This window comes from Streptomyces fulvoviolaceus (assembly GCF_000718165.1).
In the GTDB taxonomy this organism is placed as follows: Bacteria; Actinomycetota; Actinomycetes; order Streptomycetales; family Streptomycetaceae; genus Streptomyces; species Streptomyces fulvoviolaceus.
The window spans coordinates 36,173-48,294 of the sequence record NZ_JOEY01000009.1; the positions used below are offsets into that span (position 1 = coordinate 36,173).

Annotated in this window: 12 protein-coding genes and 1 pseudogene; 2 read left to right on the plus strand and 11 right to left on the minus strand. The window is 72.4% G+C overall.

The annotated features are described in order from the left end of the window. Positions 1 to 5: 5 nt before the first annotated feature. The 9 genes from IG08_RS0111265 to IG08_RS0111305 all read right to left on the minus strand — a co-directional run bounded on the left by IG08_RS0111265 (position 6) and on the right by IG08_RS0111305 (position 8,593). Positions 6 to 545, minus strand: a complete 540-nt coding sequence (locus IG08_RS0111265; protein ID WP_030599606.1) for an amino-acid N-acetyltransferase — start codon at positions 543 to 545, stop codon at positions 6 to 8. Positions 546 to 554: 9 nt separating this feature from the next. Further along, on the minus strand, positions 555 to 959 hold the full coding sequence (locus tag IG08_RS0111270) for a BlaI/MecI/CopY family transcriptional regulator (protein WP_030599608.1): 405 nt from the start codon (positions 957 to 959) through the stop codon (positions 555 to 557). A 176-nt stretch (positions 960 to 1,135) separates the two neighbouring features. Beyond that, on the minus strand, positions 1,136 to 1,330 hold the full coding sequence (locus IG08_RS0111275; RefSeq protein WP_030599612.1) for a hypothetical protein: 195 nt from the start codon (positions 1,328 to 1,330) through the stop codon (positions 1,136 to 1,138). An 809-nt stretch (positions 1,331 to 2,139) separates the two neighbouring features. Next, positions 2,140 to 2,793 (minus strand): hypothetical protein, encoded by a 654-nt coding sequence (locus IG08_RS0111280; RefSeq protein ID WP_030599615.1) that lies wholly within the window; start codon positions 2,791 to 2,793, stop codon positions 2,140 to 2,142. 337 nt (positions 2,794 to 3,130) lie between these two features. Further along, complete coding sequence (locus IG08_RS0111285; protein ID WP_030599617.1) at positions 3,131 to 3,928, minus strand: type III pantothenate kinase; 798 nt, start codon at positions 3,926 to 3,928, stop codon at positions 3,131 to 3,133. Positions 3,929 to 3,934: 6 nt separating this feature from the next. After that, the gene (gene nadC, locus IG08_RS0111290; RefSeq protein WP_030599619.1) at positions 3,935 to 4,921 is read right to left on the minus strand and encodes a carboxylating nicotinate-nucleotide diphosphorylase; all 987 of its coding nucleotides are present in this window, start codon (positions 4,919 to 4,921) and stop codon (positions 3,935 to 3,937) included. 5 nt (positions 4,922 to 4,926) lie between these two features. After that, positions 4,927 to 6,642: an L-aspartate oxidase gene (locus IG08_RS0111295; RefSeq protein WP_030599621.1), complete on the minus strand. Its 1,716-nt coding sequence runs from the start codon at positions 6,640 to 6,642 to the stop codon at positions 4,927 to 4,929. Next, on the minus strand, positions 6,639 to 7,640 hold the full coding sequence (gene panC / locus IG08_RS0111300) for a pantoate--beta-alanine ligase (RefSeq protein WP_030599623.1): 1,002 nt from the start codon (positions 7,638 to 7,640) through the stop codon (positions 6,639 to 6,641). Before panC ends, IG08_RS0111295 begins: the two co-directional genes overlap by 4 nt. Further along, complete coding sequence (locus tag IG08_RS0111305) at positions 7,637 to 8,593, minus strand: Rossmann-like and DUF2520 domain-containing protein (protein ID WP_030599624.1); 957 nt, start codon at positions 8,591 to 8,593, stop codon at positions 7,637 to 7,639. The genes panC and IG08_RS0111305 overlap by 4 nt, the downstream gene beginning before the upstream one ends. Positions 8,594 to 8,778: 185 nt before the next feature. On the opposite strand from IG08_RS0111305, the gene IG08_RS0111310 reads away from it, so the two are divergent. Then, positions 8,779 to 9,954: a threonine aldolase family protein gene (locus IG08_RS0111310; RefSeq protein WP_030599626.1), complete on the plus strand. Its 1,176-nt coding sequence runs from the start codon at positions 8,779 to 8,781 to the stop codon at positions 9,952 to 9,954. Here the strand turns inward: IG08_RS0111310 and IG08_RS58935 are convergent. After that, positions 9,944 to 10,160 (minus strand): annotated as a pseudogene (locus IG08_RS58935) (hypothetical protein). The gene IG08_RS0111310 and the pseudogene IG08_RS58935 overlap by 11 nt on opposite strands. 168 nt (positions 10,161 to 10,328) lie before the next feature. Between IG08_RS58935 and IG08_RS0111320 the strand changes: the two are divergent. Beyond that, positions 10,329 to 11,435 carry a DUF5937 family protein gene (locus IG08_RS0111320; protein WP_030599628.1) on the plus strand — a complete coding sequence of 369 codons (1,107 nt, stop codon included), beginning with the start codon at positions 10,329 to 10,331 and terminating at the stop codon, positions 11,433 to 11,435. A 15-nt stretch (positions 11,436 to 11,450) separates the two neighbouring features. Here the strand turns inward: IG08_RS0111320 and IG08_RS0111325 are convergent, their stop codons facing one another. Then, positions 11,451 to 12,095, minus strand: a complete 645-nt coding sequence (locus IG08_RS0111325) for an AAA family ATPase (protein ID WP_030599630.1) — start codon at positions 12,093 to 12,095, stop codon at positions 11,451 to 11,453. Between the last annotated feature and the right edge of the window lie 27 nt (positions 12,096 to 12,122).

The window sequence follows — 12,122 nt, forward strand, 5'->3', positions numbered from 1 at the left end:
GGCGATCACAGATGCAGAAGCATCCGGCTGTTGCCCAAGGTGTTCGGTTTCACTCGTTCGAGTCCGAGGAACTCAGCCACACCTTCGTCATAGGAACGCAGTAGCTCCGTGTAGACATCGGTGTCAACGGGTGTCTCACCGATCTCGACGAAGCCGTGCTTGCCGAAGAAGTCCACTTCGAAGGTCAGACAGAAAACGCGTCGAACGCCGAGCCAGCGAGCGGTCTGCAACAACTTCTCCAGCAACTGATGCCCGACGCCCGCGCCCTTCAGGCCGGGCTTCACCGCGAGAGTACGGACTTCCGCGAGGTCTTCCCACATCACATGCAGGGCGCCGAAGCCGAGCAGCTCGGCGTTGTCGTCTCGCTCGGCCACCCAGAACTCCTGGATGTCCTCGTAAAGCGTCACCGTCGCTTTGTCGAGCAGGATGCGGTCACGGACGTACGCGTCAAGGAGACCGCGGATGGCCGCGACATCGCTGGTGCGGGCCCGTCGGACGGTGATGGCTTTTGCGGCGACTTCGGGACCCTGGCTCTCTGCTGACATGAGCGGACGCTATCGCCCGCCGCCCCGCTGCGCCGAGCCGGGGTTCTCCTCGACGGTTTCGGCGGCATCCGGTGCCGGTTCGGATGTTTCCGGTCCCTGGACGATGCGTACGGCGTCCCGCAGGGCCTGTCGCTGTTCGTCGCTCATCATGCCGAAGAAGGCGACGAGAGCGGCGGCGGGGTTGTCACTCTGCGACCAGGCGTCGTTCATGAGTGCGGCGGCGTAGGCGGGGCGTGTGGAGACCGCCTCATATCGATAGGCCCGGCCTTCCGCCTCACGACGCACCCAGCCCTTCTGATGGAGATTGTCCAAAACGGTCATCACCGTGGTGTACGCGATCGACCGTTCCTGCTGAAGGTCTTCCAGGACTTCTCGAACGGTCACCGGACGGTTCCACTTCCACACCCGCGTCATGACCGCGTCTTCGAGTTCTCCCAATGGGCGAGGCACAGCTCAGCACAATAGTGGGAGAACTCGGTATTGGCATGGCGGACGTGCACTTCAGCGGCAAACAGGAACAAAAAGGGCGTACGACTCGGAAAGCACAGGGCTTGTGGGAGTCGTACGCCGCTGAGGGCGCCGTGGAGCGCTCAGGCGTCGCCCGCGTTCGCCTTCGCGGTGCCGGAGGCCTGCCGGGTCCCCTCCGCACGCGCGAGGACGGCGTCGACGGCCGCGTCCTCCTTGGCCTTGTTCGCCCCACCCTGGGTCTTCACGATCACCCTGACCACACCGATGAAGAACACGGCCATGACGACCGGGGGCACGAGCGCGGAGACGTAGTCCATGCGTCCAGGGTAGCCACGGGCCGGGGGGCGGTCGGGGCGGGGTGGGGCGAAATGGGGCCGACGGCTTCGCCTGCGGCGGGGTGGGGCGGGGTGGGGGGGGGCGGACGATGACACGGGTCGTCGGCGCCTTGTGCCTACGGGCGGTGGGCGGGACTGGGACGGGGCCGGGTGGTGTCTCGGTCTGCGGCTGGTGGGGGCGGGGCGACCGATGGCGAGGGTCGAGGGGGTAGCCGTACGGCCGATCGTCTGCGCCGGCCGTCGACCAAGAACCGGGGCGTCTTGGCCGACGGCCGGCGCAGACGGTCGTTTGCACGGCGCCGTGCCCGACTGCCGGCGCCGGGCCGGAGGCCGGAGAGGGTCGGGCGCTGAGCCGAAGACCGGCGCCAGACGCGGGCTCACCCTCGGCGAGGGCCGGGATGCATCGGCCCGCGGCCAACCGCCGGCACGGCGCCGTCGCCGACTGCCGACGCGGGCCGACGGGCGGAGAGGGTTGGGCGCTGAGCCGAAGGCCGGCCCCAGGCGCGGGCCCGCCTTCGGCGAGGGGCGGGATGCATCGACTTGCGGCCAACCGCCGGCACCGCGCTTTGGACGACTGCTGGCGCCGGCCGACGGCAAGGATCGAAGGCTGGACCGCCAGCCGACTCCGGGCGCCGGTCGGCCGTCGGCGAGGGCCGGCGCCGGGACGCCTCAGCTCGCGGCCAATTGCCGGCAGCCCGCATCGGACACGGGGCCGGCTGTCGGCATGGGGCTGAGGCCGGGCCGACGGCCGGCTCGGGCCGGCCGGCGGCGAGTGGGGGTGCCGGGAGGTTTCAGCCCGCGGCCAGCTGTTGTGGGGGGCTTGTCGCTGGCGGGGTGGGTTTGCGGCGGGGGAAGACCTCGCCCGGGGTGGGGATGGGGCGGGACGGCTTCGGGCCGGCGGGGGCCGGCTTGGGGGCCGGGCGCTCGGCGGGCTTCTCCGCCGGCTTGGTCGGGTCCTTCGCGTCCTGCTCGGCAGGGGCCTGGGCGGCGCCGGAAAGGCCTCCAGGGAGCGCCAGGAGCCGCGTGCGGGACGCGGGGACCGTCGGGGCGGGTGCAGCGCGTCCGGCCGCCGTGGCGCCGGCGAGGCGGGCTCGTACGTCCCGCTCGGCCAGCACCAGGCAACGGTCCAGGAGAGCCGCCGCGATGGGATTGCCGCGCAGGGCCCGCAGGGCGGCGAGGTCGTCGGAATGCGGGCGGTATCCGGCCCCCAGCGCCTCCTCCAGGAGCGTGAGGTAGCCGGCGGCGGTGCCGGGCAGGGCGGCGCGATAGCGGGCGAGATCGGCCACCAGGAAGGCTCGCAGCCGGGCACCCTCACGTGTCGCCTCGTCTAGGGACTCGGCGAGGCGGAGGCAGTCCTGGACGTCCTCGGCCGAGGCGGGGCTGGGGTGAAGGGCGAGGGCGAGAGCGCGGCGGAGCACACGCAGCTCCTCCGCGCCGAACACCATGCCGCCGCGGGATCCGTATGGCGTGGGCATGCGGCGACAGTACGCGCTAATCAGACAAACTCGACATAGGGAGCACGGGTGTGGCGCGAGGAGCCACCCGGGCGGACGCGCATCGCAAGCCCGTCCGGCGTTCGAGGACGGGAACCACCGTCCCGACCCCCCACCCACCTGCTGCGGGCTTCGCTTCCAGGCACCGGCGGTGGATTTCAGCCCGTCCGGCGTTTGAGGACAAGGCCCGTTCAGGGCCGACAGCGGGGGTCCGGGGGCGCAGCCCCCGGGGATGGGACGGGTAGGGGCGGCGGGGGCGAAAAACAACCCGGCGCCACCCCCACCCCGCTCACATCCGCGACACGTTCCGCTCGTACACCAGCCGCAACCCCACCAGCGTCAGCCACGGCTCGTGCTCGTCGATCACCGAGGACTCGCCGAGCACCATCGGGGCCAGCCCCCCCGTCGCGATCACCGTCACGTCGTCCGGATCCTCCGCCAGTTCCTTGGCCATTCGGGTCACGACCCCGTCGACCTGACCGGCGAACCCGTAGATGATCCCGGACTGCATCGCCTCGACCGTGTTCTTGCCGATCACGCTCCGCGGCCGCGCCACCTCGATCTTCCGCAGCTGCGCGCCCTTGACGCCCAGCGCCTCGACGGAGATCTCGATGCCGGGCGCGATGACCCCACCGACGTACTCCCCGCGCGCGGACACCGCGTCGAAGGTCGTGGCCGTACCGAAGTCCACGACGATGGCCGGTCCGCCGTACAGCTCGACCGCGGCCACCGCGTTGATGATCCGGTCCGCGCCGACCTCCTTGGGGTTGTCGGTGAGGATCGGCACGCCCGTCTTCACGCCCGGCTCCACGAGCACGGCGGGCACGTCGCCGTAATAGCGCCGCGTCACCTCGCGCAGCTCGTGCAGCACGGACGGCACGGTCGCGCAGATCGCGATGCCGTCGATGCCGTCGCCCAGTTCGTCGCCGAGGAGCGGGTGCATGCCCATGAGGCCCTGGAGCAGCACCGCCAGCTCGTCGGCCGTGCGGCGCGCGTCCGTCGAGATCCGCCAGTGCTCGACGATGTCCTCGCCGTCGAACAGGCCGAGGACCGTGTGCGTGTTGCCTACGTCGATCGTGAGGAGCATGGCTGTCTACTCCGCCGCGCGCAGGTCGAGACCGATGTCCAGGATCGGCGAGGAGTGGGTGAGCGCCCCTACGGCGAGGTAGTCGACGCCCGTGCCGGCGTACGCCTTGGCGTTCTCCAGGGTGAGCCGGCCCGAGGCCTCCAGCGCGGCACGGCCGTGCACGAGCGCGACCGCCTCCTCGCACTCGCCCGGCGTGAAGTTGTCCAGCAGGATCAGGTCGGCGCCGGCGTCCACGACCTCACGCAGCTGGTGCAGGGTGTCGACCTCGACCTCGATCGGCACCTCCGGGAAGGCCTCCCGTACGGACTTGAAGGCCTGCGCGACACCGCCCGCGGCGACCACGTGGTTGTCCTTCACCAGCGCCGCGTCGGACAAAGACATCCGGTGGTTCACACCGCCGCCGCACCGCACCGCGAACTTCTCCAGGGCCCGCAGCCCCGGCGTCGTCTTCCGCGTGTCACGCACGCGTGCCTTCGTGCCGTCCAGGACGTCCGCCCACGCGCGCGTGGCGGTCGCGATGCCCGACAGCCGGCACAGGAGGTTGAGCGCGCTGCGCTCGGCGGTGAGGAGGTCACGCGTGCGCGTGGTGACCGACAGGAGCTTCTGCCCGGCCTCCACCCGGTCGCCGTCCTCCACGTGCCGCTCGACCTCGAACTCGGCCTCGCAGACGACCGAGACGACCGCTTCGGCGACCCTGAGGCCCGCCACGACGCCCCCCTCGCGCGCGACGAAGTCGGCGGTGGCGACGGCGTCCTCGGGGATGGTCGCGACGGTCGTCACGTCCACGCCGTGGTCGAGGTCCTCCTGGATGGCGACGTTGGCGATGTCCTCGACCTCCACGGGGTCGAGTCCGGCGTCGGCCAGAAGCTGGGCGAGCGCGGGGTCGAGCCCGCACTCCAGATACTCCTCGCCGCCGATGCCGGCGTCCGCGCCGCAGGCACAGCCGTCGCCGCAGCCTCCGGTCGGGGCGAGGGGAAGGTCGGGGGTGCTCACGTCTGTCACTGCTCCTGAAGGGGCTGCCGGGTCGGGGGGAAGTCTGCGGTATCGGTGGTGTGTACGGCGAGGGTGCGGTCGGGATTCAGCCGTACGACGATGTGGCGGCGCCATGCCGTGTCGTCGCGGTCGGGCCGGTCCTCGCGCCAGTGGCAGCCGCGGGTCTCCTCGCGCTGCCGGGCCGCGGCGACCAGGACGCGGGCCACGCACAGGAGGTTGGTGGCCTCCCAGGTGTCGACGCCGGGCTCGGCGGTCTTGCCGTTCTCGTCGAGGGCGTCGCGGGCGTCGGAGTGCAGCCGCTGGAGCTGTTCGGCGGCCTTCGCGAGGGACTCGGCGGAGCGCAGGACGCCTGCGCCGTCGGTCATGATCCGCTGGATCGCGAAGCGGGCTTCCGGCGCGAGGAGCGGGTGCGCGGGCTTCTCGGGGCGCTCGACCGGTGCGGGCACGCGCGCGTGGAGGCCGTTCTCGCCCTGGGCCGCGGCGATGTCCTCGGCGATGCGCTCGGCGTAGACCAGGCCTTCCAGCAGGGAGTTCGACGCGAGCCGGTTCGCGCCGTGCACGCCGGTGCAGGCGACCTCGCCGCACGCGTACAGGCCCGGGACGGTCGTACGGCCCTGGGAGTCCGTGCGCACGCCGCCGGAGGCGTAGTGGGCGGCCGGCGCTATCGGGATGGGCTCGGTGACCGGGTCGATGCCGTGGGCGCGGCAGGAGGCGAGGATCGTCGGGAAGCGGTGCTCCCACATGTCGGCGCCGAAGTGCCGGGCGTCGAGGAACATGTGCTCGGCGTCCTGCTCCTGCATGCGGCGCATGATGCCCTTGGCCACGATGTCCCGGGGCGCGAGTTCGGCCAGTTCGTGCTGCCCGACCATGAAGCGCACGCCGGCCGCGTCGACCAGGTGGGCGCCCTCGCCCCGTACGGCCTCGGAGACCAGGGGCTGCTGGCCCTCCGCGTCCGCGCCGAGGAAGAGCACGGTCGGGTGGAACTGGACGAACTCCAGGTCGCTGACCTCGGCGCCCGCGCGCAGGGCGAGTGCCACACCGTCGCCCGTGGACACGGACGGGTTGGTGGTAGCCGAGAAGACCTGGCCCATGCCGCCGGTCGCGAGGACCACCGCGGGGGCGTGCACGGCGCCCACGCCGTCGTGCTGGCCCTCGCCCATGACGTGCAGGGTGACGCCCGCCGTACGGCCGTCGGCGTCCGTGAGCAGGTCCAGGACCAGCGCGTTCTCGATCGTGCGCAGACCACGCGCGCGTACCGCCTCGACGAGCGCCCGGGAGATCTCCGCGCCGGTCGCGTCACCGCCCGCGTGTGCGATACGGCGGCGGTGGTGGCCGCCCTCGCGGGTCAGTTCCAGGTCACCCGCTTCGGACTCGTCGAAGTGGGCACCGGTCGCGATGAGGCGGCGCACGGCGTCGGGGCCCTCGGTGACGAGGATCCGTACGGCCTCCTCGTCGCACAGACCCGCGCCCGCCACCAGCGTGTCGTCGAGGTGCTGCTCGGGGGTGTCGCCCTCGCCGAGAGCCGCTGCGATGCCGCCCTGCGCCCAGCGGGTGGAACCGTCGTCGAGGCGGGCCTTGGTGACGACGACCGTCCTGAGGCCGGCGGCCTCGCAGCGCAGGGCCGCGGTGAGACCGGCGACCCCGGAGCCGACGACGATCACGTCCGCGGAGATGGACCACCCTGGCGCGGGCGCGTGCAGTCGTATGCCTGTGCTGGTCACGAGGCGGCTCCGAGGGTTCCGAAGGTGAGGGGGAGGTTGTCGATCAGCCGGGTTGTCCCGACCCGGGCGGCGACGGCGAGGACGGCGTCACCGGTGAAGTCGTCCTGGATCTCGGTGAAGTCGGACGGGTCGACGAGGGCCAGATAGTCCAGGACCAGCGGCGGGTCGAGGCGGGCGGCGTCGTCGAGGATCAGACGGGCGGCGGCGCGGACGGCCGTAGGGCCGCCGGGGGTGGCCTTGGCGACGGCGTGCGTGTCGGCCGCCGCGCGGGACTCCCCTATGGCGCTCAGGGCCTCGGCACGCGCGTGCGTGGCGGGCACTTCGAGCGCCCGCGCGCGCAGCGCCTCCTGTGCCGCGTGCCGGTCGCGGCCCGCGAACAGCGCGCGGGACAGCGCGAGCGCCGTGCGCCGCTCGGTGGGCGAGAGGTAGCGGTTGCGGCTGGAGAGGGCCAGGCCGTCGTCCTCACGGACGGTCGGCACGCCGACGATCTCGACGCCGAAGTTCAGGTCCCGCACCATGCGGCGGATCAGGGCGAGCTGCTGGGCGTCCTTCTGGCCGTAGAGGGCGACGTCGGGGCGGGTGAGGTGCAGCAGCTTGGCGACGACGGTGAGCATGCCGTCGAAGTGGCCGGGGCGCACGGCGCCCTCCAGGCGCTCCCCCATGGGGCCGGCGCTGATACGGACCTGGGGCTCGCCGCCCGGGTAGACCTCGTCCACGGCGGGCGCGAACACGGCGTCGGCGCCCGCCAGTTCGGCGAGCTTGAGGTCGGCGTCCAGGGTGCGCGGGTAGCGGTCGAGGTCCTCGCCCGCGCCGAACTGCAGCGGGTTCACGAAGACGGTGACGACGACCTCGCCCTCGGGGCCGGCGATCTCGCGGGCGGTGCGGACGAGCGTGGCGTGGCCCTCGTGCAGGGCGCCCATGGTCATCACGACTGCGCGGCGGCCCACGCGCACGCGTGCGTGCAGTTCGGCGGCGGTGCGCACCAGGTTGGTGGTCATCGGGCGTCTCCCTCGGCGCCGTCGGCCCCGGGGTTCCCCGGGGTCCCGTGGCTCCCGTTGGCGAGTACCCCGAGAAGGTCCTCTGCGAGTTCCGGCTTCAGCAGGCCGTGGGCGAGCGCCCGGTCGGCGGTCGCGCGGGCCATCGCCAGATAGCCGGAGACGGTCTGCGGGGCGTGCTTGCGCAGCTCCGCGACGTGCGCGGCGACCGTGCCCGCGTCCCCGCGCGCGACGGGGCCGGTGAGGGCCGCGTCGCCGGAGCGCAGGGCGTTGTCGAGGGCGGCGCCGAGCAGCGGGCCGAGCATCCGGTCGGGGGCCTCGACACCGGCCGCGCGCAGCAGCTCCATGGCCTGGGCGACCAGGGTGACCAGGTGGTTGGCGCCCAGCGCGAGGGCCGCGTGGTAGAGCGGGCGGTTCTCCTCGGCGATCCACTCGGGTTCGCCGCCCATCTCGATGACGAGGGCCTCGGCGGCCAGCCGCAGCTCGTCGGGGGCGGTGACGCCGAAGGAGCAGCCGGCGAGACGCTGGACGTCCACGGGGGTGCCGGTGAAGGTCATCGCCGGGTGCAGGGCCAGCGGCAGCGCGCCCGCGCGCAGGGCCGGGTCCAGGACCTTCGCGCCGTACCGCCCGGAGGTGTGCACCAGCAGCTGTCCCGGCCGCACGGCCCCGGTCTCGGCGAGGCCCTCCACCAGGCCGGGCAGGGTGTCGTCGGGAACGGTCAGCAGCACCAGGTCGGCACGCTGCAGGACGTCGGCGGGAGCGACGAGCGGCACGTCGGGGAGCATCAGCGCGGCACGCCGCCTGGAGGCGTCGGAGACTCCGGATACGGCCACCGGGCGGTGCCCGGCGAGCTGGAGGGACGCGGCCAGTACGGGGCCCACACGACCGGCGCCGACGACGCCGACGGTGAGCCGCGCGGGGCGGTCCCGGGGGTCTGGCTGTTGGACTGTACTCACGCGACGGCGGCCTTCCCGTTCCAGTCCGCATCTGGGTACCGGACGATTTCTCGTCATGTTAACGCGATTGGTTCCAGGGGCGTCCGGTTGTCCACAGGCTGTGGGTTGTCGCGGACCGCGCGCGTACGCGTCCCGTACGGAAATGCGAGTGCCCGCGTGGAGGGGCGCGCGGCATGATCCGAGGCATGAGTGATACGGCGGAGCAGGTTGAAGAGCGGTCGGCGGAGGACCAGTTGCGGGAGCGGCGACGGGCCGCCTTCCGGGAGGCGCGGCGTGTCCTGTGGCGCGGAGGAGTGAGCGGCACGATCCAGCAGCGGCTCGTGTCACTGACGGAAGCCGCACCCGAGGTGTACGACCTGGACGAATCCACGGACATCTACGGGAACGGGGTCGTGGCGGCCCTGGAGGAACGTGTCGCGACCCTGCTGGGAACGGAGGCCGCCGCCTTCTTCCCCACGGGCACGATGGCCCAGCAGGTGGCCCTGCGCTGCTGGGCGGCCCGTACCGGCAACCCCACGGTCGCCCTGCACGCCCTGGCCCACCCCGAGGTCCATGAACGCCATGCCTTCACCCAGGTCAGCGGGTTGCGCACGGTGCGCCTGACCGGCGAGCCCCGGCTGCCCACCGCCGACGAGGTACGCGAGTTCGAGGAGCCTTTCGGCGCGCTGATGCTCGAGTTGCCCCTCAGGGACGCCGGATTCGTCCTGCCCACCTGGGAGGAGGTCACCGAGATCGTGGAGGCGGCGCACGGGCGCGACGCGGTGGTGCACTTCGACGGCGCACGCCTGTGGGAGTCCACCGTCCACTTCGGCCGCCCTCTGGACGAGATCGCGGGCCTGGCGGACAGCGTCTACGTGTCGTTCTACAAGTCCCTCGACGGCTTCGGCGGCGCGGCGCTCGCCGGCCCGAAGACCCTGGTGGAGGAGGCGAAGACCTGGCGACACCGGTACGGCGGGATGGTCTTCCAGCAGTTCCCCACGGCGCTGTCGGCGCTCGTCGGCCTGGAGCGGGAGCTGCCCCGGCTGCCCGAGTACGTGCGGCACGCGCGCGTGGTGGCCGCCGCGCTGCGGGAGGGATTCGCCGAGGCCGGCACGCCCTGGGCGCGCGTGCACCCCGAGGAGCCGCACACCCACCAGTTCCAGGTCTGGCTGCCGTACGACGGCGACGTGCTGATGCAGGCAGCCGTGCGGCAGGCGGAGGAGACGGGGACGTATCTGTTCGCCGGCTACTGGGAGCGCGGCGGGCCGGGCCTGGCCCTCACCGAGGTCACCGTCGGCGCCGCCGGCCTGGAGTGGACCGCCGACGACGTGAAGGCGGCGGTCGCGGACTTCGTCGCGCGGCTGAAGGACGTCAGCAGCTAGGCCGCGGCCGGCGGTGCAGCCACCGGCCCAGGGCCTGCCGTATCCGCCCATGGGCCGGGCGCCCGGCGAGGACCGCCCCGGAACCGCCGGTGGTCGCGCAGCTCGCGCACGACCTGCCAGTCGTGGGAGCCGGGGGCGGGCGGCGCGGGTGTCCCGAGGCGCTGGGCCCGGTAGGTGTCGAGGAGGTACTGCTGGGTGATGCTCATGGCGGATCGCCTTCTCGGGACGTATGGGACGCATTCCAGTGAGGGGACCGGGCTCCGCGGCCGCCCCGGTCATTCCAGGTTGCGCCCCTACGGCGGCGAAGTCGCGTCGATTGACGGCCGCCGTCAATCGGGAGCGGCGTTGTCAGTGGCGGAGTGCACCATGAGGTCATGAGCGTGCGCATCGACATCGCGGGGCTGCGGCCGGAGAGGGTCGCCGTCGTGCCCTCGCCCCTGGCCGAGCTCGGCATGGCGCTGCACGCGCTGTCCGAGCCGGGGCATCATCCGGGGCTGCAGGGCTGGGTGACGGGGGTGACCGCCCGGCTCGACCCGCATCTGGCCGACCGGATGTGCGAGGCGGACTTCCTGTGGCGGACGACGTTCTCCGACCTGTTCATGCCCTTCGCCGGCCTTCCGGGCAGGAGCACCCTTCCGGGAGCCACCATCGCCGAGGACCTGGATCTGCTCGACAAGCTGACGGACGAGCAGTTCGTGGACGCGGCCCTGGAGTTCACGTGTGCGCTGCCGTACTACTCGCACGGCCCCAGCGTGCTCTCCGACGCCGAGTTGCACCGGCGAGCCCTGGAGTTGGCCGCATCTCGCGGGCCGCAGCAGGTGCGGTTCGCCGAGCGGCTGCTGACCGACCCGCCGCGGATCCGGTCCTGGTTCAGGCAGTTCGTGGAGGACTGCGACGAGGCGTTCTTCGCGGAGACCTGGTCCCGGCTGAGCCACCAGCTCGCGGCGGATGCCCGCCACAAGACGGACCTCCTGAGGCACAAGGGCCTCGCCGAGGCGCTGACCGCGGTGTCCCCGGCGGTGGCCCTGGACGAAGCCGACGGGCGGATCACGATCGACAAGCTGGGCATCGGGCACACGGCCACGGCGGACGGCGGTCTGCTGCTGGTCCCGACAAGCCTGGGCTGGCCGCACCTGAGCGTCCTGCACCGGTACGGCTGGCAGCCGGCGCTGCACTACCCGGTCGGCTCCCCCGAACTCGCCGCTCCGCCCTCGGTCGAGCAGCTGGCCCTGCGGATGACCGCGCTCTCCCACCCCGTCCGAATGCGGCTCTGCCGCCATCTGGCCCGCAGCGCGTACACCACGAGCGAGCTGGCGCAGGTGCACGGCATGACGGCCCCCGAGATATCCCGGCACCTGAGCGTGCTGAAGAAGGCGGGCCTGATCACCACCCGTCGGCGTGGGCGGTACGTCCTGCATCAGCTGGACGTGACCGTGGTGGCCCGGCTGGGCAGCGACTTCCTGGAAGGGATACTGCGCTAGCTCGCCGGCAGTCCGTCAGTCGAACCGGATGTGCTGAAGCCCCACCCGCACCTGCCTGAGCCGCGTCCGCACCGCACCCTCGGTGTTCGGCCGCAGCGTCAGCCCGGCGAGCACGGCGATGCGGTCCGCCGTCTTCGGCACGGTGGAGTGGTCCGTCCACAGGTGCTCGGCGAACTCCGGCTCGCGCAGCCGCTCCAGGCAGTGGTCGAGCTGTTGCACGGCCCAACTCTCCCTGCGCAGCCCGGCGTTCTTCCTCGCGCTCTTCCCGGAAACGTACTGAAGGAGGTGCCCGAAGCCGCGCTCCCGCAGCCGCCGCAGCACGGTCTCGCGCTCGGCGAGGAGGGTGAAGTGCCGTACGTCATGGCCGAGTTCACGCAGCCGGCCCACGGTCTCCTCGAAGTAGCCGGAGTCCGTGACCGTCATGGGTGCGATCACCGCGCCGTCGTGCTTGGTGAGGGCGAGGTCGAGGACCTCGACGACGCCCTGGCGCCAGGAGGTCAGGTCCTGGAAGTTGCCGCGCAGTTCGGGCGGCAGCGTGCGGCGCAGACCGAAGCCGGCGTGCTCGGGATCGCAGACCACGCTGCCCGGCAGACGGCGCTGGATCTCGTACGCCGTCTGTGTCTTTCCTCCCCCGAAAGGGCCGTTGATCCACAGGAGCATGCGCAGACCCTAGTGGGCGGCGGTTAC